This is a genomic window from Mariprofundus ferrinatatus (assembly GCF_002795825.1).
In the GTDB taxonomy this organism is placed as follows: Bacteria; Pseudomonadota; Zetaproteobacteria; order Mariprofundales; family Mariprofundaceae; genus Mariprofundus; species Mariprofundus ferrinatatus.
This window is the reverse complement of sequence record NZ_CP018800.1, coordinates 2196465-2220915: the sequence shown is the minus strand read 5'-3', so window position 1 is coordinate 2220915 and position 24451 is coordinate 2196465. Positions and strand designations below refer to the sequence as shown.

At 55.3% G+C, this 24451-nt stretch carries 22 protein-coding genes; 7 read left to right on the top strand and 15 right to left on the bottom strand.

Annotation, left to right across the window (positions count from 1 at the left end; all coding sequences use genetic code 11):
- The first annotated feature begins 50 nt into the window (after positions 1 to 50).
- The 3 genes from Ga0123462_RS10890 to Ga0123462_RS10880 all read left to right on the top strand — a co-directional run bounded on the left by Ga0123462_RS10890 (position 51) and on the right by Ga0123462_RS10880 (position 2516).
- A complete protein-coding gene (locus Ga0123462_RS10890; RefSeq protein ID WP_100266322.1) occupies positions 51 to 1175 on the top strand; it encodes a DUF484 family protein in 1125 nt (374 codons plus the stop codon).
- Positions 1132 to 2058 carry a tyrosine-type recombinase/integrase gene (locus Ga0123462_RS10885; protein WP_232726454.1) on the top strand — a complete coding sequence of 309 codons (927 nt, stop codon included), beginning with the start codon at positions 1132 to 1134 and terminating at the stop codon, positions 2056 to 2058. The genes Ga0123462_RS10890 and Ga0123462_RS10885 overlap by 44 nt, the downstream gene beginning before the upstream one ends.
- 98 nt (positions 2059 to 2156) lie before the next feature.
- Entirely contained in the window at positions 2157 to 2516 is a 360-nt protein-coding gene (locus Ga0123462_RS10880; RefSeq protein ID WP_100266320.1) for a hypothetical protein, read from the top strand.
- A 2-nt stretch (positions 2517 to 2518) separates the two neighbouring features.
- Here the strand turns inward: Ga0123462_RS10880 and Ga0123462_RS10875 are convergent, their stop codons facing one another.
- From Ga0123462_RS10875 to Ga0123462_RS10860, 4 genes are all read right to left on the bottom strand, one after another.
- The gene (locus tag Ga0123462_RS10875; RefSeq protein WP_100266319.1) at positions 2519 to 2884 is read right to left on the bottom strand and encodes an NUDIX domain-containing protein; all 366 of its coding nucleotides are present in this window, start codon (positions 2882 to 2884) and stop codon (positions 2519 to 2521) included.
- 17 nt (positions 2885 to 2901) lie between these two features.
- Complete coding sequence (gene argJ / locus Ga0123462_RS10870; RefSeq protein WP_100266318.1) at positions 2902 to 4125, bottom strand: bifunctional glutamate N-acetyltransferase/amino-acid acetyltransferase ArgJ; 1224 nt, start codon at positions 4123 to 4125, stop codon at positions 2902 to 2904.
- A gap of 58 nt (positions 4126 to 4183) precedes the next feature.
- Positions 4184 to 6835, bottom strand: a complete 2652-nt coding sequence (gene secA, locus Ga0123462_RS10865) for a preprotein translocase subunit SecA (RefSeq protein ID WP_100266317.1) — start codon at positions 6833 to 6835, stop codon at positions 4184 to 4186.
- Between the two features lie 112 nt (positions 6836 to 6947).
- Positions 6948 to 8099 carry an aminotransferase class I/II-fold pyridoxal phosphate-dependent enzyme gene (locus Ga0123462_RS10860; RefSeq protein WP_232726453.1) on the bottom strand — a complete coding sequence of 384 codons (1152 nt, stop codon included), beginning with the start codon at positions 8097 to 8099 and terminating at the stop codon, positions 6948 to 6950.
- Between the two features lie 64 nt (positions 8100 to 8163).
- Here Ga0123462_RS10860 and Ga0123462_RS10855 point away from each other — a divergent pair, with 64 nt between their 5' ends.
- Entirely contained in the window at positions 8164 to 9357 is a 1194-nt protein-coding gene (locus Ga0123462_RS10855) for a protoporphyrinogen/coproporphyrinogen oxidase (protein WP_100266316.1), read from the top strand.
- Between the two features lie 23 nt (positions 9358 to 9380).
- On the top strand, positions 9381 to 9794 hold the full coding sequence (locus Ga0123462_RS10850; RefSeq protein ID WP_157821343.1) for a hypothetical protein: 414 nt from the start codon (positions 9381 to 9383) through the stop codon (positions 9792 to 9794).
- Here Ga0123462_RS10850 and Ga0123462_RS10845 read toward each other — a convergent pair.
- The 6 genes from Ga0123462_RS10845 to folD form a co-directional block, all read right to left on the bottom strand.
- Entirely contained in the window at positions 9775 to 10299 is a 525-nt protein-coding gene (locus Ga0123462_RS10845) for a hypothetical protein (protein ID WP_100266314.1), read from the bottom strand. The genes Ga0123462_RS10850 and Ga0123462_RS10845 overlap by 20 nt on opposite strands.
- A gap of 49 nt (positions 10300 to 10348) precedes the next feature.
- A complete protein-coding gene (gene gcvPB / locus Ga0123462_RS10840; RefSeq protein WP_100266313.1) occupies positions 10349 to 11833 on the bottom strand; it encodes an aminomethyl-transferring glycine dehydrogenase subunit GcvPB in 1485 nt (494 codons plus the stop codon).
- Positions 11830 to 13176, bottom strand: a complete 1347-nt coding sequence (gcvPA, locus tag Ga0123462_RS10835; RefSeq protein ID WP_100266312.1) for an aminomethyl-transferring glycine dehydrogenase subunit GcvPA — start codon at positions 13174 to 13176, stop codon at positions 11830 to 11832. The genes gcvPB and gcvPA overlap by 4 nt, the downstream gene beginning before the upstream one ends.
- 89 nt (positions 13177 to 13265) lie before the next feature.
- Positions 13266 to 13640, bottom strand: a complete 375-nt coding sequence (gene gcvH, locus Ga0123462_RS10830; protein WP_100266311.1) for a glycine cleavage system protein GcvH — start codon at positions 13638 to 13640, stop codon at positions 13266 to 13268.
- 34 nt (positions 13641 to 13674) lie between these two features.
- On the bottom strand, positions 13675 to 14766 hold the full coding sequence (gcvT, locus tag Ga0123462_RS10825) for a glycine cleavage system aminomethyltransferase GcvT (protein ID WP_100266310.1): 1092 nt from the start codon (positions 14764 to 14766) through the stop codon (positions 13675 to 13677).
- The gene (folD, locus tag Ga0123462_RS10820; RefSeq protein WP_100266602.1) at positions 14767 to 15636 is read right to left on the bottom strand and encodes a bifunctional methylenetetrahydrofolate dehydrogenase/methenyltetrahydrofolate cyclohydrolase FolD; all 870 of its coding nucleotides are present in this window, start codon (positions 15634 to 15636) and stop codon (positions 14767 to 14769) included.
- 50 nt (positions 15637 to 15686) lie between these two features.
- On the opposite strand from folD, the gene Ga0123462_RS10815 reads away from it, so the two are divergent.
- Together Ga0123462_RS10815 and Ga0123462_RS10810 are read left to right on the top strand one after the other, a co-directional pair.
- A complete protein-coding gene (locus Ga0123462_RS10815) occupies positions 15687 to 16610 on the top strand; it encodes an ROK family protein (RefSeq protein WP_232726452.1) in 924 nt (307 codons plus the stop codon).
- A 16-nt stretch (positions 16611 to 16626) separates the two neighbouring features.
- On the top strand, positions 16627 to 16983 hold the full coding sequence (locus Ga0123462_RS10810; RefSeq protein WP_100266309.1) for a VOC family protein: 357 nt from the start codon (positions 16627 to 16629) through the stop codon (positions 16981 to 16983).
- Positions 16984 to 16985: 2 nt separating this feature from the next.
- On the opposite strand, the gene Ga0123462_RS10805 is transcribed toward Ga0123462_RS10810, so the two are convergent.
- The 5 genes from Ga0123462_RS10805 to Ga0123462_RS10785 form a co-directional block, all read right to left on the bottom strand.
- The gene (locus Ga0123462_RS10805) at positions 16986 to 17714 is read right to left on the bottom strand and encodes a class I SAM-dependent methyltransferase (protein WP_100266308.1); all 729 of its coding nucleotides are present in this window, start codon (positions 17712 to 17714) and stop codon (positions 16986 to 16988) included.
- 39 nt (positions 17715 to 17753) lie between these two features.
- Positions 17754 to 19097 (bottom strand): glutamate--cysteine ligase, encoded by a 1344-nt coding sequence (locus Ga0123462_RS10800; protein ID WP_100266307.1) that lies wholly within the window; start codon positions 19095 to 19097, stop codon positions 17754 to 17756.
- 73 nt (positions 19098 to 19170) lie between these two features.
- On the bottom strand, positions 19171 to 20892 hold the full coding sequence (locus tag Ga0123462_RS10795) for a tetratricopeptide repeat-containing sulfotransferase family protein (RefSeq protein ID WP_100266306.1): 1722 nt from the start codon (positions 20890 to 20892) through the stop codon (positions 19171 to 19173).
- Entirely contained in the window at positions 20889 to 22589 is a 1701-nt protein-coding gene (locus Ga0123462_RS10790; protein ID WP_100266305.1) for a tetratricopeptide repeat-containing sulfotransferase family protein, read from the bottom strand. Before Ga0123462_RS10790 ends, Ga0123462_RS10795 begins: the two co-directional genes overlap by 4 nt.
- A 108-nt stretch (positions 22590 to 22697) precedes the next feature.
- Entirely contained in the window at positions 22698 to 24395 is a 1698-nt protein-coding gene (locus Ga0123462_RS10785; RefSeq protein ID WP_100266304.1) for a tetratricopeptide repeat-containing sulfotransferase family protein, read from the bottom strand.
- Between the last annotated feature and the right edge of the window lie 56 nt (positions 24396 to 24451).

Genomic DNA, 24451 nt, shown 5'->3' with positions numbered 1-24451 from the left:
GAGCTGATCATGGTTCAGCCGCCAGGTACGGAAGAGGGAGGAGATAATTGATGAGCAAGGAAGAGAAAGCCTCCAAGGTGGAGAGCCTCTCGGACCGCCGCTTTCAGCAGATGGCCGATGAGAACAGGGAGCTTAAGGGGTATGTCGCCGAGGTGATGCAGCGTCTGCGTCAGAACGAGCGGCTGTTTTCACGAATGTTTGATCTTGAGTCACAGGTGCTAAAGTCCACCGACCCCGAAGATCTCTGTTTCACCCTGCTGCGTGGCCTGCGTTCCAATTTTGAACTCGACTTTGTCCGCTTCTGGCTCGACCGCTCCAGCTTTATAGGTGGCCATAAGCTCGATGCACTCTCGGAACGCGATCTGGTCTGGGTTGAGAATGATGAGATAAGGCAGATGGGCATTTCACGTAAGCAGGCATGGCTGATGCAACTCTCCCCGGAACATGAGTTCGACTGGCTCGATTCACAAGATCGCCATCTCGGTTCGATTGCACTGCTAACACTGGGTGACCTCGACAATCCTTTCGGCGTGCTGGGGGTAGGGTCGATCGACCGTGACCGTTTCGCGCCCGATCAAAGCAGTGATTTTCTGCAGCACTTGGCGCAGGTGGTCGGTCTTACTCTCGAGCATGCTGCAGCACGTGAGCACCTTGCCCGCCTGTCGGTTACCGATACTTTGACCGGCAGCCAGAATCGCCGCTTTCTGCAGCCTCACAGCCATCAGCCGCTATCGCAGTGGTTTGGCAGTGAAACGGAGGTGGCGTGTATTTATGCCGATGTGGATCGGTTTAAGTCGCTCAATGAACGCCTGGGCGATGATGCCGGCGATAGGGTGCTGGGCATGGTCAGCAAGGCGATGCGCCAGTATGTGCGCTCTAATGACCCGCTGATCCGTATGGGCGGCGATGAGTTTGTTCTGTTGCTGCCGGGCTGCAGTCAGGAGAAGGCGTGTGATATTGCAGCGCGTGCTGTCAACTGCGTAGCAGAGAGTGAACTGTTGGAGGATGAGAAGGTTACGGTAAGCATTGGTGTGGCCTACTCTCCTGCCGGCAAGGATCCTGCCGTTAAGCAGCTGGTCGCCAAGGCAGATCAGGCAATGTATGTCGCCAAGGCCCTGGGCGGCAATCGGGTTGAGATCGCCGAATCTGAACAGGGAGATTCCGACGGCAGCTGAGATGTTACTCAGCAAGGCGATAGACCAGTTTCTTCATGAACTGGCCGATGTCCGCCTTGCCTCAGAGCATACGGTTGCCGCATATCGCCGCGATCTTGTACGGTTTGTCGCGTTCTGTGGTGAGGATGCGTCACTCTCAGCAATCAATCGAACCCAGGTGCAGGACTGGCTGGTGGATAGCCATGCAGCGGGACTTGCCGCTTCAACGCTGGCCAGGAGGCTTTCAGCGCTCTCCAGCTTTTTCGATGCAGCCGTGCAGGCGGGCTGGTGCAGGGCCAACGTGGCGGCTGGTGTGCGTCCTCCCAAATTGCCGAAACGACTGCCGCGCACCCTGCCGCCGGAGCAGACCGCCGCCCTGATGAACCATACCGATCGCGCCAGCGAGTTACGGGATCTGGCACTGCTGGCTGTGATGTACGGCTGCGGCCTGCGTGTATCCGAAGTGGTGGGACTGAACCTTGATGATATTGATATGGATCAGTTTGAACTGCGGGTTTTCGGAAAAGGGCGTAAAGAGCGCATCGTGCCACTGCCGCAGGGCGCGGTGGAATATCTTCAGGCCTATCTAGGTGAACGTATCTCAGCCGTCGAGGAGAAGGCGGTATTTCTTAACCGTTTCGGAAGGCGTTTAACCGTGCGCAGCGTGCAGCGCATGCTTAAAGACAGGGCACTGGAGAATGGCGCTGATATTTCGGTAACGCCGCACCGGCTGCGCCACTCATTTGCCACACACCTTCTCGCCAGCGGTGTTGATCTGCGCGCCATACAGGAGTTGCTCGGCCACGCATCGCTTGCCACTACCGAGCGCTATACCCATCTCGATATCGCCAAACTCACCGAGGTTTATGACGAAGCCCATCCCAGAGCCAGACGCAAAGGTTAAGCCGAACAATAATTTGTTGCCCACATCACAGCGGAATCATCATCCTGCCTGTTAATCTGTATCTGCTTCTCCAGTTTGGCATATTGATGGAGGCAAGTATGGCTGCTTCTCTATACAGACTATTCAATTTTGAGGAACTTGAACGACTTAGGATCAGGGAGGGTGGTGTTTCGTTTAAGCTGAAGGGGATCGCACGGATTATCACCATTCGGGCTCACTGGGATATTCTTACGACCCGGCCTCAGCACAGAACATATAAAATACAAGCCAATTTTGCACTCAAGACCCCGGCAATGTCACACGCCTATATCCCTGAGAAAATAACGGCCAATGATGAGAATCAGGCGATTCTTGAGTATGTAGCACGTATGCTGGAGTACTATCGTGAGGCGACCATCCAGCGGCACCACAGGCCTGGCGTATCGTGGTTGCGTCCTCTGCCGGGTGGCTGGCTGTAAAGTTAAACTCCGGAAATGAGCGGAAGCATGCCGAGATTGGCTTCGGGCATTGGATAACTCTCCAGTTCATCAATGGATACCCATGCATGTTCTGATTCGGCATTCAGGGTTCCCGGTTCACCGCAAATGCAGCTGAATAGGAGAAAATGGAGAATCCTGTCAGGATATTCAAAGTGGTGCATGCCGAGCAGCTTCCAGTTGTCCCCCGACAGCCCCGTCTCCTCCTGAAGCTCGCGCATGGCAGCCTCTTTTGGCTTCTCTCCGACCTCAATCTTGCCGCCTGGGAATGACCAGAGGGCTCCGCAGTGCTGACTGGCGCTACGCTTGAGAAGCAGTACGTTCCCTTCGCGATCAAAGGGAGCGATCAGTGCGATATTGCGGGTTCTCAGGTCCGGTACTCTGCGTTAATGGTGATATATTCGTGGGTCAGATCTCCAGTCCAGACGGTTGCTTGCGCATCGCCCATGCCGAGGTCGAGCGAGATGGTGAACTCATCCTGACTGAATACCGCCATACCCTGCTCATCGCTGTAATCCGGATGCAGGTTGCCCTTCTCGAACATCAGCACATCATCGGCCGAGAGGGTGATGCGGTTGGTGTCGATGGCTATGCCCGAATTACCTACTGCGGAGAGTATGCGTCCCCAGTTGGCATCACTGCCTGCAAAAGCGGTTTTTACAAGTGGAGATACAGCAACTGCTCGACCGACAGTACGGGCATCCGCCTCGCACGCTGCGCCGGAAACCTCAATGGTGACAAACTTTGAGACACCCTCACCATCACGAACGATCTGCGTGGCAAGTTCGATGCAGAGTTCAGTCAGCGCATGCTCGAAGAGGGATGTGTCTGCAAGCGGTGCATGACCGAGCCCTATGCCGGAGGAGAGCAGATACAGGGTGTCGTTGGTTGAAGTGTCGCCATCCACCGAGATGCAATTGAACGAGCGGTCGGCGGCACGTTTGAGCATAGGGCCAAGTTCGGCCGCTTTGATCGGTGCATCGGTGGCAACAAAAGCGAGCATCGTTGCCATGTTCGGATGGATCATACCGCTGCCTTTGGCAATGCCTGTCAGCGTATAACGGTTGCCCTCGATCTCTATCTCAGCCGAGGACCACTTGGCGAAGGTGTCGGTGGTGCGGATGGCATGTGCTGCGGCCTCCCAGTTATCCGCAGCAAGAGAGTCAGAGGCTTCATGCATCTTCTCCTGAATACGTTCGATTGGGAACGGAGTGCCGATGACGCCGGTCGAGGCGGAGAGTACGCTGTCAGAAACGACGCCTGCAGCCTCGGCACCGGTCTCAATAAGCTGGCGTGCCCAGACCGTTTCCATTTCACCAAGCCCTGCATTGGCATTGCCTGCATTGGCTACAATGGCACGTACATTTTCACTGTTTGATGCGAGGGTCTTCTCGCCGCTGCGAACGCAGGCAGCGCGGAAGCGGTTTTTTGTAAAAACGCCGGCCGCGTGACAGGCGCACTCGGCGACAATCAGTGTCACATCCTGGCGCTTTCCACGCAGTGCAGGCGACTTCACGCCGCATGAGGCAGTGCCGACTTTGAAGCCGGGAACAGGCAGCGGATGCTTCTGGTTCGGTGGGTTTACAGACATGATGTATGGGCCTCGATCGTAATCCTAATCTTGTGCAGCTTTCCCATTCGGTCGGCGATTAATTCCGCCTGCCGTGGCACTGCTTGTATTTTTTTCCGGAACCGCACGGACATGGATCATTACGACCAACCTTGGGGTGCTCTCGTTTGTAGGTGTGGTGATCTTCATCCGTTTCGTCAGCACCGTGGCTGTAATTGACCTTGGATGGGTCCTCGCGTGCAGGTTCTTCCACGATGGGTGCCTGCTGCTCTACCTGTACACTGTGCAGGGCGACCATGGTCTGTTCGCGCACTTTATCGAGCATGCCTTCGAACAGTTCGAATGATTCGCGCTTGTACTCCTGAATCGGCTGCTTCTGGGCGTAACCGCGAAGGCCGACACTCTGGCGCAGGTGGTCCATCGCCAGCAGGTGCTCTTTCCAGTGGTGATCTAGAATGTTTAGCACGAGGTACTTCTCGAAGCCGCGCATCTGCTCAGCCCCTGTGATTGCCTCCTTGGCAGCCATATGCGCCTGCAGCGCTTCCTTGATTTTGACAGCCATATCGTCTGCAGTATCAACATCATCACTGGCCAGCCATGCCTGAGGGTCGCTCTCCACAGTCAGCCGCTCCATCAGCGCATCTTTCAGCTCATCCATGTGCCACGCTTCAGGATGGCCATCGAGGAACTCGGCAGCAAGGTGAGCTGCAAGGTCCGCCTGCATGTCGTCAATGACATCGGCGACATCATCGGCTCTAAGCAACTCACGGCGCTGCGAATAAACCACATCGCGCTGCTGGTTCATTACATCATCGTACTCAAGCAGCTGCTTGCGAATATCAAAGTTGCGACCCTCAACCTTCTTCTGTGAGTTCTCAATAGCCTTGGTGACCCATGGATGTTCGATCGCTTCGCCCTGTTCGAAGCCCATCTTGGTCAGCATCGACTGCATCTTTTCTCCACCGAAGATGCGCATCAGGTCATCTTCAAGGGAGAGGTAGAAGCGGGTTACACCCGGATCGCCCTGACGACCGGAACGGCCTCGCAGCTGGTTGTCGATGCGACGGGATTCATGACGCTCGGTACCGAGAATATGCAGGCCTCCAAGCTCTACTACCTCAACATGTTCTGCCTGACATGCTTCACGAATCTCCTTCGCTTTGGTCTTGCGGTCGGCCTCCGAGAGGCCCTGTGGGAGCTGGGAGATGAGCATGTCGGGATTGCCGCCGAGCATGATGTCGGTACCGCGGCCGGCCATGTTGGTGGCGATGGTAACCGCATTCTTGCGACCGGCCTGGGCAACGATCTCCGCCTCGCGTTCATGGTGCTTGGCGTTGAGAACCTCATGTTTGATGCCTTTCTTTTTCAGCAGCTCGGAGAGGTATTCGGATTTTTCGATCGAGGTGGTGCCGACCAGTAGCGGGGCCCCCTCTTTGTGCACGGTTTCAATATCGCTGACGATCGCGTTGAACTTGTCCTCGGTATCGCGATAGATCACATCGGCGACATCGTTACGGATCATATCCTTGTTGGTCGGTACGATGACCACTTCCAGGCTGTAGATTTTCTGGAACTCTTCCGCTTCCGTATCTGCCGTGCCGGTCATGCCGGCCAGCTTGTCATACATGCGGAAGTAGTTCTGGAAGGTGATTGAAGCCAGTGTCTGGTTTTCAGGCTGAACCGTTACCCCCTCCTTGGCCTCCAAAGCCTGATGCAGGCCATCGGAGTAGCGGCGCCCCGGCATCATGCGGCCGGTGAACTCGTCGATGATGATCACCTCATCGCTACGCACAATATAATCCTTTTCGCGGGCAAACAGGTGGTTGGCGCGCAGTGCCTGTGTGGCGGCATGCATCAGATTGACGTTTTCAGGATCATAGAGGTTGCCGTTGATCAGCAGTCCCGCGTTGCGGAAGAGTTCCTCGACATGATCGTTGCCGATCTCGGTATAGGAGATGGCGCGATCTTTTTCATCCTTTTCGTAATCCTCTTCGTTAAGCTGCTTGATCAGGCCGTCCGCCTGCTTGTAGAGCTCGGTCGCCTGCTCGGCAGGGCCGGAGATGATCAGCGGCGTACGTGCCTCATCAATCAGGATCGAGTCCACTTCATCGACGATCGCGTAGTGGTGGCCACGCTGTACCAGCTCCTCGGCGGAGAATGCCATGTTGTCGCGCAGGTAATCGAAACCGAATTCGTTGTTGGTGCCGTAGGTGATATCGGAAGCGTAAGCCTGCTGGCGCTCTTCATTGCTGATGCCATGCACGATAACGCCGGTGGAGAGGCCCAGGAATCCATAGAGTTTGCCCATGTTTTCCGCATCGCGTCTTGCCAGGTAGTCATTCACGGTAATGACATGCGCGCCCTTGCCGGGCAGTGCATTGAGATAAACAGGCAGGGTTGCGGTCAGGGTTTTACCTTCACCGGTCTTCATTTCGGCAATCTTGCCCTGATGCAGGATGATGCCGCCGATCAACTGTACATCGAAATGGCGCATGCCGAGGGCTCGCACTGATGCTTCGCGTACCACGGCAAAGGCTTCGAAAAGAAGGTCATCAACGGTTGCACCATCTGCAATACGCTGACGGAACTCAACAGTTTTTCCGGCCAGCTCTTCATCGGAGAGTGCCTGCATGTCGGCTTCCAGCGCGTTAATCTGTTCGGCCATGGGCCATAGTTCTTTCAGTAAACGGTCGTTGCGGCTACCGAACAGTTTGGTCAGGACATTAAACATGATGGTGTGTTCTCCGGTTTGATCTCAAAGCTGTCGACGCCGGCAGGCGTCATTGGATGCGCAGCATAGCATCGTAAGCCGCAAAGACGAAGCGAATCAGGGAATAAAACGGTTATTTCGTGGCGAGGCTCAGGTATCGGCGAATCCTGTCGACACCTTCACGGATATCTTCAAGTCCCGTGGCATAGGAGAAGCGCACATGTTGATCCGACCGGTAACTGCCAAAATCCTCGCCCGGAGTGATCGCCACGCCGGCTTTTTCAAGCATCTGCCAGCAGAAACTGCGCGAGTCATCGGTGAGCCTGCTGACATTGGCGTAAATGTAAAATGCCCCCTGCGGTTCCACCACAATATCGAATCCGAGCTTTGGCAGCTCACTTAAAAGATAGCTGCGCCGTTCATCATAGGCCCTGCGCATGACTTCAATTTCATCACTGGCCGCAAGGGCCCTGATCGCCGCATATTGCGAAAGGGTGGGAGCGGCAATAAAGATATTCTGCATCACCCGGCGGCAGGCATCGATCAGGCTGTCAGGCACGATGACCCAGCCGATGCGCCAGCCGGTCATGGCCCAGCGTTTGGAGAAGCCGTTGACGATAATGGCGTCATCACTGAACTCCAGGGCACAGCGCGCTTTGGCGCCATAGGTGAGGCCATGGTATATCTCATCGGAAATCAGGTATCCGCCCAGCCTGCGGCAACTGTCAGCTACTTTTTTCAACTCCCCATCATCGATCAGTGTTCCGGTAGGGTTGGATGGATTGATCACCACGGCGGCGCGTGTTCCCGCTTTCCAGTGATGCTCGATCAGTCCGGCTGAGAGGTGGTAGCGCGTTTCGGGGCTAACCGGGATGTTGAGAGGCTCGCCCCCTGCAAGGCGAATAAAGTTGCGCTGGCAGGGGTAGCCGGGGTCGGAGAGAAGCACTGATTCACCCGCCTCAAGCAGGGTCGCATAGATCAGGCTGAATGCACCGGATGTGCCTGGGGTGATCAGAATGCGTTCGGGGGCAACGGCAACACCGTATTCGCCCAGATACCACTGCGACAACGCCTTTTGCAGTTTAGGGTTTCCGGTGGACGGGGTATAATAGTTGTCTCCGCTATCGAGGGCGGCTTTCGCAGCTTCGATGACTGAAGGGGGGGTTGGGAAATCGGGTTCGCCGATCTCCATATGGATAATCTTCTGCCCTTCGGCCTCCAGCTCCTTGGCGCGCTCGAGCAGCTGCATTACACGGAACGGTTCAATCTGATCAATTCTTCGCATGCCGGCAGCTTAAACGATGGATTCAGGTTTGTCCTGACGGCACTGAATAGCATAGAGTCGCAGCATGAGTGAGCGATACGATCTGATAGTTGTCGGCGCCGGGATTTCCGGTCTGGCGATGGCATTTGAAGCGAAGATGGCCGGGCAGAAGGTGCTGGTACTGGAGAAGAGCGAGCGGGCCGGCGGCTGCTTTGATTCGGCCACGGTTGCGGGTGAAAAGCCTTTCTGGCTGGAGATGGGGACGCACACCTGCTTCAACTCCTACGGACGGTTATTGAAAATTTTCGACAAACTGGGACTGATGGATCAGCTCAGCGCACGTGAGAAGCAGAGCTACAAGATGCTGGCCGATGAGCAGCTGGTTTCAATTCCTTCTCGGCTGAAATTCCTTGAACTGTTTGCCAACGCATGGCGCATCTTTTCGGCCACGAAGGATGGCAAATCAGTGGCTGACTACTATCGCGCCATTGTCGGGCCGAAAAACTATCAAAATGTATTCCGCCACGCCTTTAACGCCGTGATCTGCCAGCAGGCTGACGAGGTGCCTGCCGACATGCTTTTCCGTAAACGGCCCCGCGATAAAAGTGTGATGCGCAGCTACACCTTCCCTGAAGGGCTGAGCCGTATTATCAGCGAACTGGAGAAGCGCGTGCAGTGCAGGACAGGGGTAAAGATCGAGGAGATCACTTTTGACAAGAATCATGGATTTGCCGTTGCACTAGCCGATACAACCCTGCATGCCGAGCGACTGGCGATTGCAACGCCGGTTCTGGCAGCCTCTCGTCTGTTGCAGGGGGCTTTTCCTGATGTTGCAGAGCAGCTTGGCTGGGTGAATGAGGTGGAGATCGAGTCGGTCGGCATCGTCATCAACAGGAATGATCTGGAGCTGGATCCGGTCGCAGGCATTATTGCAGTCGATGGTGATTTCTATTCCGCTGTTTCCCGCGACTATATTGCAGATGCTGAATTGCGAGGCTTTGCATTTCATTTCAAGCCGGGGATGCTGGACGATGAGGCGAAGGTTGAGCGTATCTGCAAGCTTCTGAATGTGAAAAGAAGAAAGCTGGTGGCGGTTTTCCATAAAACCAACCGGCTGCCGGCACCCGATATGGGGCATCACACACTGATGGCTAAGGTGGATGAGCTGCTGGATGGGAAACCGCTGGCGCTGGTTGGCAATTACTTTGAAGGGGTAGCGGTTGAGGACTGCCTTGCCCGGGTGGAGAGCGAATTTAGTCGTCTGTCCGGCCAGATATGAACCTCAGGCCTGTTTTATTCGCATTGCCCCTGCTGCTTATGTCCGGTTGCGGCAGTGAAAAAACCGATATTCTCTTTGAGTGCCCTTCACCGGATGGGGGCGAAATCGCCACAATCTATCTGGTTTCAGATGGGGTGCAGGATGTGAACCGGGAAACGAAGCTCAACGTTCGCCCTGCCTCAGAGTCATTTAACAGTAGCATGTTCAGCTTTTCCATGCGCCATGGCTTTGACGCGATCATCCGCTGGCAAGGTGATGATCAGCTTGAGCTTGTATATCCGCAACATGCCATGCTGACGCACCAGGAGCAGGTGATCTTCGGTACCAGCCAGACCTTCAATCCGGATGCGCGCATTCGCGTAAGTTACAGCGAGCAGCCCTCAACCCACGGTTATTTCGTGGTCGAAAAGCGCTGCTTTAGCGGATCATTTGAGTAGATAATCCCCTCTCAACACCCTGCTCAACGCAGTTTAAGATCTGCCGGATGTTGGCTGAAAGGTCGCTGATGCCTAGCCATTGCGTCGCTGATTCCAGGCCATCACCATGCAGCACCAGAATTTCGCTGGGTTCAACTTTTTCAGTCGCCATCTGATACATCTTGGCAAGACCAAAACCCACCCTGCTTCTGGCGATAATGGCCAGTTTTCCGCGGTGTTGTCGATGCCTGCCGAGACGCATCCTTTTTCCTGCGGCGCATATGGTGTGATACCTCAACAGGGAGGCGGATGCACCCTCACTCAGGATCGCCAGTCGCACTTTGTCTTTGGTGTCATATTTATCCAGAAGCAGCTCATCTACGAAGCTCTCTAACTCATGGGCCGTCACGGGACCATGAAAGATGGCGAGAATAAAGTTACGACCTGCATGAAGCGTGATGTGAATGCCCATATATTTCCGCCCTGTTAATGATGATGAAGCAGAGAACTGCATCACCTTATTCATAGCAGACATTCACAATTTAGCTATACAGGCTTCTCCTGGTGAAGCGTGATTACTCCTGCCAGACCAGTACCGGTTTTCTTGCTGCCTGGGTCTCATCGAGCCTGCGGCGGAACGGTTTGACCGGCGCATCGTGCAGCATTTCTGTTTCACCGGCTTCACACTGATCCGCAATCTCCAGCATTGCATCGCAGAAGGCATCAAGCGTCTCGCGGGACTCGGTTTCGGTCGGTTCGATCAGCATCGCCCCATGTACGATCAGCGGGAAGTAGACGGTCATCGGATGGAAGCCGAGATCGATCAGCCGTTTGGCAATGTCGAGCGTTTTTACGCCGTGACTGTTCTGATATTCGTCGGTGAGCAGGCACTCATGCTTGCAGAGCCCTTCAAACGGTACGTGGTAGCGCTCTTTCAGACGGTGCAGCACATAGTTGGCGTTCAGCACCGCATCTTCGGCAATCTTGTGCAGATGCTCGCGGCCAAAGGCTGAGATATAGGCATTGGCGCGCAGCATGACTCCGATCTGGCCTGCAGAGCCAAGTACCGGGCCAATCGATTGTTGATCATGGTGAATCAGCTTGTACTGACTACCCTGTTTCTCTATGCGGGGAACTGGCAGGTAGGGGGCCAGTGTTTCATTCACAACGACAGGGCCACCACCCGGGCCGCCACCGCCATGCGGAGTAGAGAAGGTTTTATGCACATTGATATGCAGGCAGTCGATGCCCATATCCCCGGGGCGGGCCACGCCGACCAGCGCATTGAGATTGGCGCCATCGCCATAAACGAGGCCGCCGGCATCGTGCACCAGTTGGCAAATCTCCCTGATATCCGATTCAAAAGCACCGGCTGTATTCGGGTTGGTCATCATCAGCGCAGCAGTATCGCCATCCAGATGCGCTTTCAGTTCATCCAGATCGATGCGGCCGTCAGCCCCCGATTTCAGTTCAACCGTTTGCATGCCGCAGAGTGCTGCGGAAGCAGGGTTGGTACCGTGGGCTGAGTCGGGAACCAGTACCTTGCGGCGATTTGATTCTCCGCGAGCATCGAGGCAGGCGCGGATCATCATCAGGCCAACCAGTTCGCCATGTGCTCCGGCAGCAGGCTGCAGGGTGACATGCGGAAGTCCGGATATTTCCCCCAGCCACTGCTGCAGCTCATAGAGCAGTTCCAGCGCACCCTGAACGCTCTCTTCCGGCTGATCCGGATGAATATGGGCGAGTCCCGGCAGACGAACCACTTGCTCGTTGACACGCGGATTGTACTTCATTGTACAGGAGCCGAGCGGATAGAAGCCTGTTTCGATGCCGTGGTTCCACTGTGAAAGGCGAACGAAATGGCGCACCGTTTCCGGCTCCGACAGGCCCGGAATATTGGTTGGTCTCTTGCGTGCAAAGGCGGCGAGTTCAGGGGAGATGTCGCCATCCACACCCGGCATATTGAGAGCTTCGGGTGCATCGTGGGCATGCTCGAAGAGCAGCGGCTCTTCATGCTGGATTCCGCAGGTTCCGGAGTACTTGTAGTCAGGATTGATCATTTGGCCACCTCCAGCGCTGCGATAAAGTCTGCGATATCGGACTCCTCCACCATCTCGGTGGTGGCAACCAGCAGGTGGTTTGCCCCGGCTCCCGGCTCGATCTGCTCAAGTGGAATGCCGGCAAAGATATCCTCAGAACGGGCAGTTGCGAGGAAGCGGTCGCGTGCCGCCTGATCGCTGAAGCTCAGTACGGTTTCGTTGTAACGGGCGTCGAGGGGAGCTGTAACGTGTGCAGGCAGCTTTGTCACCAGCATCTGCAGGGCAGCGGCAGAGTGTCGGGCCACCTTTTCCAGCCCTGCCTCTCCCATCAGCGTCATATAGGTGGCGGCGGCAGTGCACATCAGTCCCTGATTGGAGCAGATGTTGCTGGTCGCCTTTTCGCGGCGGATATGCTGTTCACGGGTGGAGAGGGTGAGCACGAAACCGCGCTTGCCGTTCACATCCGTAGTCAGACCGCAGACGCGTCCCGGCATCTGTCGCAGGTGTTTCTGCTTGCAGGCGAAGAGCCCGAGGTGCGGTCCGCCGAACCCCATCGGGATACCGAGCGCCTGGCCGGAACCAACCGCAATATCTGCCCCCATGGCGCCGGGCGATTCGATCAGCGCGAAGGCGGAAATATCAGAAAAGGCGACCACCATCAGACACTTGGCTGCGTCGCAGGCAGCACGCAATGGTGCCAGGTCATAAACCGAGCCATAGAAGTCCGGGTACTGGACGATTACACAGGCGGTAGTCTCATCAATGGCGGCAATCACCTTGCTGAGATCGGTGCCGAAGCCGCCCATGTCTACTTCAGTATATTCGCCCTCAAGGCGAGAAAGGTAATTTGCTGTAACGCTGCGGTAGCGTGGGTTCACCGATCCCGCCATCACCACGCGGGATTTACGGGTGACCCGGCGCGCCATCAATGCGGCTTCGGCCGTAGCTGTGGCCGCTTCGTACATCGAGGCATTTGAGACATCCATGCCGGTCAGGCGAGCGATCATGGTCTGGAACTCGAAGAGCGCCTGCAGTGTGCCCTGCGAAATTTCCGGCTGGTATGGGGTGTAGGCGGTGAGGAACTCGCCGCGCGAGATCACATAGTCGACCACGGCAGGAACGAAGTGGTGGTAGGTGCCACCGCCCAGAAAATATCGGCTGTTGGTGGCGTTGCGGTTTTTTTCGGAAGCCCTGGTGAACTTGCGTACGATGGCCGCTTCAGAGAGCGCCGGCTCTAGTCCAAGGCTGCCTCTCTCTAGCTGGAACTCAGCAGGGATATCGGCAAAAAGGTCGCGAATGGATGAAGCGCCCATCGCCTCGAGCATGGCTGATCTGTCGGTGTCCGTGTGCGGTAAAAATCTCATGATATTCTCGGTTTATCCATTGAATTAAAATCAAAAAAGCCCGGAAGCCATCTGGCCATCCGAGCCTTTTTCATCAAAGCGATTGATAATTACTCTTCCAGGAAGGTGTTGTACTCGTCGTCACTCATCAGTTCGATGGTGTCACCGCTCATCCTTACCCTGGCAATCCAGCCGGCACCGTAAGCGTCGCTGTTCACCTTTTCGGGCTCACTTTCCAGATCTTCATTGACCTCGACCACTTCACCGGCAGCAGGTGCATAGACATCGGAAACGGCCTTGACTGACTCAACCACGGCATAGGCTTCGCCTGCATCGATAGTGCGGCCAATTTCTGGCAGCTCCACGAATACGATATCGCCAAGTGCTTCCTGCGCATGGTCGGTGATACCGAAGGTGGCGATATCGCCTTCGATACGCACCCACTCGTGATCTTTGGTATATTTCAAATCAGCAGGAATTGTCATGACCTCTCCTCAACCCGGTTAGTGTCGGCTAAATTTAGCGTCGTACGTTGCTGCGCACAAATGGTAAAGTGGTGCGCTCGGCTTCCACCTTATTGCCGCGAATTTCGATGGCAAGCGCAGCCGTCTCGGCATGCTCGGGTTTCACATAAGCGAGAGCAACCCCTCCCGCCATAGGACTAAACATACCGGAAGTCACTTCGCCGGTGTCCACGCCATCGGCAAATACGCGATAGTGCTCGCGAGGAATGCCTCGTCCGGTCAGCTTCAGTGCGATCAGGCGCTGCCTTGGCCCTTCTGCCTTGCGTGCCTCAACAGCTGATTTGCCGATAAAGTCACCCTTGTCGAGTTTGGTGATCCACATCAGTTTCGCTTCCACCGGCGTCACCTGGTCTGATATCTCATGGCCGTAGAGCGCATATCCCATCTCGGTGCGCAGCATGTCGCGGGCAGCAAGGCCGATTGGTTCGGCACCGTTTGCCAGCAGCTGTTTCCACACATCCACGGCGATATGGTTCGGGATATAGATCTCGAAACCGTCTTCACCGGTATAGCCGGTGCGGGAGACAATTGCATCAGCACCACCGATCACAACCTGCGCAAACCTGTAATAACCGATGTTCTCAAGGTCACCATCAACCAGCGGCTGCAGGGCTTTCTGCGCCGCAGCACCCTGCAGCGCCAGCAGCGTGGTCTCGTCGGACTCGTCGCTCACCGTCACATCGAAGCGCTTTGCCTCACCTTGAAGGTGGGCTACATCCTTGTGGCGGTTGGCGGCATTGATACAGAGGTAGTATTCGGTGTCTGAAATCCTGTAGGTGGTGATATCGTCGATGAATGTGCCGGCATTATTGAGCAGGGCAGAGTAGTGCACCTGCCCGTCGGCCAGTTTCGATACATCGTTGGTGGTGACATGCTGCAGGAAAGCGAGAGCCTCTGCCCCCGATACGCGTACCTGCCCCATATGGGTGATATCAAAAATGCCTGCACCACCTTCACGTACGAAGGTATACTCTTTAAGGGCGCCGCTCTTGTACTGCACCGGCATCTCAAAGCCAGCGAAGGGGACCATCTTGCCGCCCATGGCAACGTGCTCCGAGAAGAGCGGTGTTTTTGCAAGTTCTGACATCTACTCGTCTCCCAGATGTGCCTTGAAGGCTTGAATGGTATTGGCCAGCAACATGGTAATGGTCATCGGTCCGACACCGCCCGGTACGGGGGTAATCCAGCCCGCCCGCTTGCTCGCCGTCGCAAATTCGACATCACCGGTCAGCGAGCCGTCCTCGATTCTGTGGATGCCGACATCAACAACAATGGCACCCTCCCTGATCCACTCGCCCTTGATCAGCCCGCGCTTGCCGGCCGCAGCAATGATGATTTCGGCTCGCTCAATATGCTGCTGCAGGTTTCGGGTGAATCGGTGGCAGACGGTGACGGTTGCGCCGGCCAGCAGCAGCTCAAGCGCCATCGGGCGACCGACGATATTGGATGCGCCGACAATCACACACTCCTTTCCGTGCAGATCGATGCCGGTCTCGGCAAGCAGTTTCATGCAGCCGTAGGGTGTGCAGGATCGAAGCGCGGGCTGTCGAGCCGCGAGGCGACCGACGTTATAGGGGTGAAAGCCGTCAACATCCTTGCCCGGATCGATCGCTTCGATGATCGTCTCAGGGTTGATATGGGCGGGAACCGGGAGCTGCACAAGAATGCCATCAACCTTCGGATCATGGTTCAGTTCAGAGATGAGGCCGAGCAGATGTTGCTGTGTGGTGTCGGCAGGAAGCTCGTGTGAAAAGGAGCGGATTCCCGCCTTTTCGCAGCCCAGTTTCTTGTTTTTAACATAGACGTGGGAGGCCGGGTCATTGCCGACAATGATTACAGCGAGTCCGGGCGCGCGGCCATGCTTTTTTGTCAGTAGAGAAGCCTCTTCACCGAGTTCACCGCGCATGCGGTCGGAAAGAGCCTTGCCGTCGAGGATGTTTGCATTTGAAGTGCTCATAAGGATGCGCATTGTTGCAGTTAGCTCCGCTTCAGACAATCATAAGCTGCATGAATGTATTGGATAAAAATGGCCTGCGTATCGGCATCGACCTTGGCGGCAGCAAGATTGAGTTGATTGCCATGGATCGTGATGGGAATGAGCTGCTCCGCTTTCGCCGCGCCACTCCGGCCAAAGACTATATGGCGACCGTTAAAACAGTCGCAGAGATGGTTGGCGAAGCGGACAGGGAACTGGCGGCGGCGGCCAGTATCGGTATCGGCACACCGGGGGCGATTTCCCTGAAAACCGGTCTGATGAAGAACTGCAACTCCACCTGCCTGAATGGACAGATGCTGAAAGAGGATATTGAGGCGGAGCTTCGCAGGGAGGTGCGCATGAGCAATGATGCCAACTGTTTTGCCCTCTCTGAGGCGGTTGATGGCGCAGCTGCCGGTGCAGGTGTTGTGTTCGGCGTCATTCTCGGCACCGGGGTTGGCGGAGGCATTGTCGTCAACGGCCATGTGCTGAGTGGCATCAACAGCATTGCAGGAGAGTGGGGGCATAATCCGCTGCCATCCCCATTCGGCAGCGAACTCACCGGGCATGGCTGTTACTGCGGCCGCAAAGGGTGCATCGAGACCTGGCTTTCCGGCCCGGCCATGGCGGATGATCATCTGCGCTCAGGCGGGGGCCTGATGAGGCCGGATGAGATTGCTGCCGGAGTCGAGCAGGGCGACCCTCTCTGCAGATTTACGCTGGAGCGCTACTGTGACCGTCTGGCGCGTGCGCTGGCGGGCGTGATCAATATCCTCGATCCCGACGTGATTGTGCTTGGCGGCGGCCTCTCCAACATCAAAATGCTTTATGATCAGGTGCCTAAGCTGTGGGGCCGATATATCTTCTCCGATGAGGTAACCACGCAGCTGCTGCCGCCGAAACATGGTGATTCGTCCGGTGTGCGTGGCGCTGCATGGCTCTGGGGCCACGAGTAATGCCGGGCATGAATCCATGAAAATTATGCATGCAGGGTTGATTGTTGCTGAGCTTGAGCGGTCGGCAAGCTTTTACGAGGGCATTCTGGGGCTGAAGCGGATAGAGCGCCCCGATCTCGGGTTCGACGGGCTGTGGTATGGTCTGGATGGCGGGCAGCAGATTCACCTGATGCTGCTGGATAATCCCTATGCCGGATGTGACAAGTCTGAACATGGTGGTCGCGACAACCATCTTGCGATGCAGGTCGATAATTTCACTGAGATCGAAGGCCGGCTTAGTGCGGCGGGAGTCACATACACATTAAGCAGGTCGGGCAGGCAGGCGCTCTTCTGCCGCGATCCGGACGGCAACACCATCGAACTGACCGCCTGAGTTCAGGAGTTAACAGGCTGTTTCCTAAGAACGTAGATAATAACATCCCCGTAAAATGGGACTTTGCCGCGCATCTTTTCCGGCAGTGATCGGGTGAACCATGGGCGCACCAGCTCTTGAAGCCAGAGGGCAACACCTCTGTCCCTGTTCTGCTGCACAGTTTGTATGTCGATGATTTCCAGGCCGGCCTTTTTAGCCGCCCCATGCATAAAGACCATATCTACCGGCTGCAGATGCCCTGATGCTTTGCTCTCCATGTCCATTGGGTTGAAATATTTCGGGTAGCCTTTCCATATTGTGACAATTCGTGAGCGAAAACTGTCCGTATTCGGTGTGCTGATAACCATGATACCATCATCTTTAGTGCACCGTGCCATCTCGCGAAGAAGCTGGGAGCCGTTTTCTACGTGCTCGATACCTTCGATGCTTACCATGAGATCGAATGTGTTGTTGGCAATGGGCAGGAAATCGTTGGCATTGGCGAGGGCACGGGAAGTGGAAGGGCCATAATATGGGCGGACATCTTCTATATCAAAGGCGAAGACTTCAGCGCCCTCTTCATGCAACCGTTTTGAGAAGAGGCCTGCTCCACATGGCAAGTCACATGTCCGCCTGTTTGTTAATGAGGGGAGGTGCTTCCTGATCACACGCATTACGGTGTCATGGGTTCCCACAGCGGCAGCATGAGCCGGCCAGGAGGTTGCTTCTGTCTGTTCGGTGATTAAATCCATTTCAGTCACTCTTATAATACTGGTTTCTTAATTGTTTGTTTAGTTGTGCATCGCCTCAAAGAAGACACGGTCGATATTTCTGTTCCATGCGCCGTTGTACAGGTTGAGCCAGAATTCAGCCTGTGTCTGTCCTGCCGCAATGGCAGTTTCCAGCGGCTTCAGGAATATAGTTTCGTTTTCCCCTGAGCTGTTCAGGGCATTTAGCCGTTCAAGGCCGCCCCGGCTGATCTCCAGCATCTGTTGGCACAGCTGCAATGCGGTTGTCTCCCGGAACGGGGTGGCCAGCGCGGTTTTCGGAACCTCGCTCCGCAGCTTTACCACCTCGCCATGGCTCCAGTCGGCGATCATCTCCCACGCTTCTGTTTGCGACTGTTCATCGTAGAGCAGGCCCTTCCAGAGTGCCGGCAGTGAACAGATCCACGGCCATGGCCCGGCATCGGCACCGCGCATCTCCATGTACTGTTTAAGGCGCACATCGGGAAAGAGGGTGGAGATATGCAGTTCCCAGTCCGCCATGGTCGGATATTCGCCGGGCAGCTGGGAAAGGTTGCCGTTCAGAAAGTCGCGGAAACTGGCGCCGGCACAATCTATATATGTACGATTCCGGATCACGAAGTACATCGGTGCATCCAGTGCCCACTCCGTATATGCGGCAAACCCAAAGTCCTCTTCAAAGGCGCAGGCGGGGATGCCGGTACGATTCGGGTCGGTGTCGAGCCAGCATGCGGCACGGCGCGAGAGGAACCCGGATGGTTTGCCGCCTTCAAAAGGGCTTGCTGCATAGAGGGCGGTAACCAGTGGCTGCAGGCAGAGGGAGATGCGCATCTTGCGCGCCATGTCCGCCTCCGATCCGAAATCGAGGTTGGCCTGCACCGTGGCGGTGCGCAGCATCATGTCGAGTCCGCCACTACCCACCTTCGGCATGTAGTTGCGCATCACCCTGTAGCGGGCCTTGGGCATCCACGGGATATCGGCCTGCTGCCATTTCGGCTGGAAGCCGACGGCGAGAAAGCCGATGCGCAGTTCGTCGGTGATCGCCTTCAGAATCCTGTGATAACCGGTGGTCTCCTCACAGGTCTGATGAATCGTGGCGAGGGGAGCTCCAGAGAGTTCAAGCTGCCCACCCGGCTCAAGCGTGATCGAAGCCAGTCCTTTTTTCAGGGCGATGATGTTCCCGCTCTCTTCAACTGGCTGCCAGTTCTGTTCTGAAAGCAGCTTCAGCAGGCTGTTGATGCTGCGTTCACCCTCGTAGGGGATGGGCTTAAGCGTATCCATGCAGAAGCCGACCTTCTCGTGCTCAGTGCCGATACGCCACTGATCGCGAGGTTTGTTGCCATCGGCAAACCAGTTGGCAAGGTCGGATATGGTAAGGCGCGATGTCATGGTTGCAGATTAACCTATTATTTATATAGAGGCGATTGGATTTGTGGGTGTGGAAGCATGGCCGAATGTCTGATTACGAATTCGACGACGCTTTGATGTATTTCCTGAGTGGGGCAAGCTGCTCTTCGTAGTGCTTCCAGCGAGCGACGGATTTCTGGTGAATGGGCTGTCGAACCTGGAACAGACTTGCAGTATTCACTGATCCTGTGGCTTTATGCGTGGCCAGGCAATCAGGATGCCATTCGAGGCCACAGTATTCCAGTATGCGCCGCAATTCTGCCTCGGTATTGCTGACCAGGTTTTCGTAGCTGGTCTCAAACATTACTCCTTGCGGCAGCACGTTTCTCCAGTGCTGCATGAGCTTCTGATAGCGGGCATATTGACGCCCCAACTCATCGAGGTTGAAGGAGTAGTGTACATTGTCAAAGTTCGCCTGAAACATGGAGAGACAGGAGGCCATGGGCTCACGTTGTATATGGATGATGTGTGCATTGGGGAGAGCTTTGGCAATTGCTCCGATAAAGAGATAGTTGCCCAGAGATTTGTCTACGGCCGTTCCTTCGACTTGATATTCGTTCCTGATTCGGCGGATGTATTCTCTGCCTACTCCAAGCAGGGCTTCGTCATCCAATGTCTTCAGGTTTTCGATGACCAGTTGATTGCTTCTCAAGCGCATGCGACCGGCGATGGATTGACCCAGGGCATCGATTTCGCCGGCATCGGTAAGCATAGGATGGCGGGAGAGGGCCCGTTCAAGCAGTGTGGATCCACAGCGTGGCATGCCAACAATGAAGATGGGAGATGCGCTGCTGCAGTTCTCGGAAGTCTCATGCAAAAAGCGGGGCGCGGGGAATGCCTCGATAGCAGCCTGGTGGATGCTCTCCTGATCCTGCTCGTTGTATCCTGTATGGTTCCTGTGAATTCGGTTGCCTTCACTCCAGTAGTCAAAGGCTTCAGGATAGTGACCTTCCTTGTCTTCAGCATCACCAAGTGCAAAGGCGGGTAAAATGCGATGGCTGCTTTCCGGGGGAGCTTGCCGATAGATCTCGCGCATTTTGGCCAGGTCATCCTCCATTCCCTGATATGGCCCGGTTTTTATGAGAAGGAACAAAGCATCAATAAAGCCTGGCTTTATGGCCAAAGCCTTCTTCAGCAAGGCCCTGGCCTCTTCGTTCCGGTTTTGCTTGATGAGGATGGTTGCAATCTCGTAAGGGATTCTTGGATCAGTCGGCGCTGTCGTTTGCGCCTTCTCAAGCAGTGAAACTGCAACATCGGGCTTCCCGAATTCATTATACAGCCCAGAGGCTTTGATAGCTGTATCTGCATCTTTCGAGTTGGTTCTGGCAACCGCCTGCCCTAAGAGTTTCATGGCCTGCTGGTATTCTCCAAGGTCGATAAGCAGGTCACCAAAAACAGCATGGCCGTTCATTCTCTCGAATAGATCCGGTGCCTTCTCCATGATCCGGGGGAAAATCGCAGCGGTCTCTTCCTTTCTGTCACATAGAGACATGCTGCTGGCAAGATTGGCCAGGCAATCGAAGCGTTTTGGCATGGCGGCGCAAGCCGGTTCCAGCCATTTGCATGAAGTGGGGTAATCCTCCTGAAAAGCGGCAATCATGCCACGCGCATACATGATCTCAGGAAAGTTTTTAAAAATATCGTCAGCCTTGTCGCACAGGGTTGCTGCAGCCAGGATTTTTCCGTCGTTAATATGCAGCAGCGCCTGTTGGGCGATCTGGTTCAGTTGGCGCCTCTTATTGTTGGAAATCTTTCTGGATGAAGCCTTCGTTTTCATGTTACCTGGTCCTTTACGAATTTCATGAGAGGAGCGAGCTGTTCTTCGTAGTGTTTCCAGCGGGCAATCGATTTCTTGTGAATGGGCTGGCGCACCTGAATGAGACTGGCTGTGGCTACTGTACCCTTTGCTTCGTGGGTGGCAAGGCAGGCGGGATCCCACTCGAGGTTGCAGAAGGCAAGAATGCGTCGCAGCTCAGGCTCGGGATCGCTCACAAGACTCTCGTAACTTGTCTCCAGCATAACATGTTCCGGAAGTGCCTGGCGCCAGTGCTGAATCATAGCGTCATACCATTGATAGCGCTGGCCCATCTCCTCGAGATCGTAGCTGTATGGCTGGGAGCTGCCAAAATCCTCCTTGAACATGGAGAGGCATGCCGCCAAGGGGTTTCGCTTTATATGGATAATGCGCGCGCCTGGCATGGCCACTGCGATCAGTCCGGCATACATATAATAGTTCAGTGCTTTGCAAACCGCCCTGCCTGCAATGCGGTGCTCCTCTTGCAGTCGCCGCTGGATCTCGAAGCCCACTTCGCGGAGGAGGGTGTTGTCAGATGAGAGCATCATCTCCAGAGGCTGCTGATCGCGCACCTTGCGCTTGCGGCCGACAATGGCCTGTTCGATCACATCGATCTCTCCGATACTGCTCAGGTCGTGATGATGGATAAGCGCCCGCTCCAGCAGGGTGGAGCCGCTACGAGGAGTGCCAACGATAAAAACGGGTGACGTCCCGGATGTTGAGATGCCGGCATCGGGGGTGGGGGTAAAGCGTGAGGCGGGGAATGCGGCAATGATAGCGTCATGCATCGACTTAACGCTGCTGGCCTCATATGTGAAGGTTTTGCGACGCTGCGCGTTGGCCTCCTGCCAGAGCCCAAAAGCCTGCTCGTAATCCCCATGTGATTCAGCTGCGTTGCCAAGGGTATAAGCTGCTGTAACATGAAGCTGGCTGCCGGCCTCACTCTGGTCATAGACCTGTCTGATTAATGCCAGGGTGGCGTCATTTCCCTCTTTGCTGCTGTTTGCCAGCAGGGAGAGTGCATTGATATGCTGAGGGTTGCGCTCTATTACCTGTTTCAGAAAATTCCGACCCGACTCAATGTTGCCCTGGCCAATCAGGTAAATGGCCGTATCAAATAGAATGTCAATATTATCAGGTGACAGCTGCCGGGCTTTTTCCATGAGATCTATGGAGTTTTCGGTTTCACCTAGATCGTTGTAGATGTCAGCAAGTTTCTTGTACATGCGGAGATGCTTGGGGTTGATGCTCAAGCCATGTTCGAGAACCTTGATGGCCAGACGATACTCACCTGCTGCAGCCAGTGCGGTAGCATAGCCGAGATGGACTTCACCCTGACGCGGCAGTTCCTGTACGACTTTTGGGTAAATCTCCAGAGCCTGCTCTTCCTGGCCGCAAAGAATCAGGCATCCGGCGTAATTGGCCTGAATCTCGATTTGCTTCGGTGCGGCTTCAGCGGCACTGGAAAGCCACTTCAGGGCGGAAGTGTTGTCTCCCTTCAGCAGAGAGATCAAACCACGAACATTCATGATTTCAGGATGGTCTTTGTATATCTTGTCTGCCTGATTGCAAAGTTGATCTGCTGCGGCGTAGTGCTTTCCCTGAAGTCGGGACTTCGCTTGATCGGCAAGCGAGACGAGTTGGCGCCTTTTGTTGTTGGAAAGTTTTGCCGCCTTCATGTGCTGCTTCCTCTCAATTCCGGGCCATGATGATTCGTTCTCGCATGTTGCGATGACGTGCTGATGAGGAGCGGCATGCCCATTGCAGGGGGTAACAGCATAGGGCGATCACTGTGTAAGGTGTTTTTTGAGCGGGGCCAGTTGCGCTTCATAATGCTTCCAGCGGGCGATCGACTTCTGATGGATCGGCTTGCGCACCTGGAAAACACTTGCAGTACTGACTGAGCCGCCCGCCTTGTGTGTCTGCAGGCAGGCGTCATTCCACTCGACATTGCAGAATTCAAGAACACGATGCAACTCAGATTCGGTGTTGCTGACAAGCTCTTCATAGTGAACTTCCAGCATGACCCCCGATGGAAGCACGTCGCGCCAGTGCTGCATGGCTTTCAGGTAGCGGTTGTAGTGACGCCCCAGTTCATCAAGATCAAAGGAGTAGTTGACGCCTGCGGTGAAGTGGGCCTGAAACATGGAGAGGCAGGAGGCCATCGGATCTCTGGCAAGGTGAATAATACGCGCATTCGGAAGTGCCTTGGTGATTGCGCCAATAAGGCCAAAATTGCCCAATGACTTGTCGATTGCACGCCCGTCAATATTGTGCTCTTCAGCGAGACGCCGGGCATACTCTGTGCCGACTTCGAGAAATCCGGCGTCATCCAGGCTTTCCAGTCTCTCCATGATGAGGCCGGTTGATGGTTTGCGCATGCGTCCGGCGATGGATTGCTGCAGGGCACCTATCTCGCCGGCATCCGTCAGGTCAGGATGAAGGGAGAGTGCCCGCTCCAGAAGCGAGGAGCCGCAACGGGGCATGCCAACAATAAATATCGGAGCGGCATCGCTGGCACCTTTGCATGCTGCATGCGTGAACCGCTCAGCTGAAAATGGGGCGATGGCAGCCTTGAACAGCCTCTCCTGCTCGGCATCATGATAGGCGACCTGAGCCCGGCGCATCCGGTTACCTTCACTCCAGTAGTTGAATGCTGCGCTGTACTCTCCACTCCTGTCAGCTTCATCTCCAAGGGCATAGGCTCCGATGAGGCGGTCATTACTGTCAGGTTCTGCCTGCTCGTAGATTGTTTGCAGACGGGTAATATCTGCCTGGCGCTCCTCGTACTCCCCGCTCGCCACCAGTAACGACAGGGCCCCTATATGGCCCGGGTGGATCCGCAATGTCTCGCGCAATAGCGCGCGGGCCTCGTCATGTCTGTTCCATTGCATAAGCAACAGGGCCATCTGAAACGGTATCGAGTAATTTTCAGGATGTGACGACCTTGCCTTTTCAAGCAGTGAGATGGCCTTGTCGCTATTGCGGCGTACATGGCAAATATGGGCAGCCTTTTTGATCAACTCCAGATCCCCCGACTGGATTCGTTTGATGGCCTCATCGAAGAACTGCATCGCCCGGTTGTACTCCCCGAGCTCCGAGAGTGCTATGGCATAGGCGCCATAGCCATTGGCTTTCTCAAACAGCTGCGGGTCGTTCTCAAGAATATGGGCATACAGCGGAACTGCCTCCTCTTCTCTGTTGGAGAAAAGAAGCGCATTCGCGAGATTAACCATCAGGCTGAGGTTTTTCGGCATGGCCTTGCTGGCCTGTTCAAGCCAGGTGCTGGCCGATGGGTAATCTCCCTGCATGGCAGCGCTCATGCCGCGCACATAGACTATCTCCGGAAAGTTCTCGAACAGGCTGTCGGCTTTGTCGCAGATGTTTAGTGCAGCAGCAAACTTGCCTTTGGATGCATAGGCCCATGCCTGTTCGGCAAATTCATTCAGCCGGCGCTTCTTGTTGTTGGAGAGTTTTTGTGTCATGCAGACTCCTTTGGCAACGAACCATAGCGATGTACTCCTGCCTGTTGCAATCGTTG

Excerpts from the sequence above, each read along its gene's own strand:
- Ga0123462_RS10810 (WP_100266309.1), top strand. The coding sequence starts at position 16,627 with ATGAAAATTATGCATGCAGGGTTGATTGTTGCTGAGCTTGAGCGGTCG.
- secA (WP_100266317.1), bottom strand. The coding sequence starts at position 6,835 with ATGTTTAATGTCCTGACCAAACTGTTCGGTAGCCGCAACGACCGTTTA.
- Ga0123462_RS10805 (WP_100266308.1), bottom strand. The coding sequence starts at position 17,714 with ATGGATTTAATCACCGAACAGACAGAAGCAACCTCCTGGCCGGCTCAT.
- Ga0123462_RS10785 (WP_100266304.1), bottom strand. The coding sequence starts at position 24,395 with ATGACACAAAAACTCTCCAACAACAAGAAGCGCCGGCTGAATGAATTT.
- Ga0123462_RS10890 (WP_100266322.1), top strand. The coding sequence starts at position 51 with ATGAGCAAGGAAGAGAAAGCCTCCAAGGTGGAGAGCCTCTCGGACCGC.
- folD (WP_100266602.1), bottom strand. The coding sequence starts at position 15,636 with ATGAGCACTTCAAATGCAAACATCCTCGACGGCAAGGCTCTTTCCGAC.
- argJ (WP_100266318.1), bottom strand. The coding sequence starts at position 4,125 with ATGTCTGTAAACCCACCGAACCAGAAGCATCCGCTGCCTGTTCCCGGC.
- Ga0123462_RS10815 (WP_232726452.1), top strand. The coding sequence starts at position 15,687 with ATGAATGTATTGGATAAAAATGGCCTGCGTATCGGCATCGACCTTGGC.
- gcvPA (WP_100266312.1), bottom strand. The coding sequence starts at position 13,176 with ATGAGATTTTTACCGCACACGGACACCGACAGATCAGCCATGCTCGAG.
- gcvPB (WP_100266313.1), bottom strand. The coding sequence starts at position 11,833 with ATGATCAATCCTGACTACAAGTACTCCGGAACCTGCGGAATCCAGCAT.
- Ga0123462_RS10880 (WP_100266320.1), top strand. The coding sequence starts at position 2,157 with ATGGCTGCTTCTCTATACAGACTATTCAATTTTGAGGAACTTGAACGA.
- Ga0123462_RS10855 (WP_100266316.1), top strand. The coding sequence starts at position 8,164 with ATGAGTGAGCGATACGATCTGATAGTTGTCGGCGCCGGGATTTCCGGT.
- Ga0123462_RS10845 (WP_100266314.1), bottom strand. The coding sequence starts at position 10,299 with ATGAATAAGGTGATGCAGTTCTCTGCTTCATCATCATTAACAGGGCGG.
- gcvH (WP_100266311.1), bottom strand. The coding sequence starts at position 13,640 with ATGACAATTCCTGCTGATTTGAAATATACCAAAGATCACGAGTGGGTG.
- Ga0123462_RS10795 (WP_100266306.1), bottom strand. The coding sequence starts at position 20,892 with ATGAAAACGAAGGCTTCATCCAGAAAGATTTCCAACAATAAGAGGCGC.
- Ga0123462_RS10860 (WP_232726453.1), bottom strand. The coding sequence starts at position 8,099 with ATGCGAAGAATTGATCAGATTGAACCGTTCCGTGTAATGCAGCTGCTC.
- Ga0123462_RS10790 (WP_100266305.1), bottom strand. The coding sequence starts at position 22,589 with ATGAAGGCGGCAAAACTTTCCAACAACAAAAGGCGCCAACTCGTCTCG.
- gcvT (WP_100266310.1), bottom strand. The coding sequence starts at position 14,766 with ATGTCAGAACTTGCAAAAACACCGCTCTTCTCGGAGCACGTTGCCATG.
- Ga0123462_RS10800 (WP_100266307.1), bottom strand. The coding sequence starts at position 19,097 with ATGACATCGCGCCTTACCATATCCGACCTTGCCAACTGGTTTGCCGAT.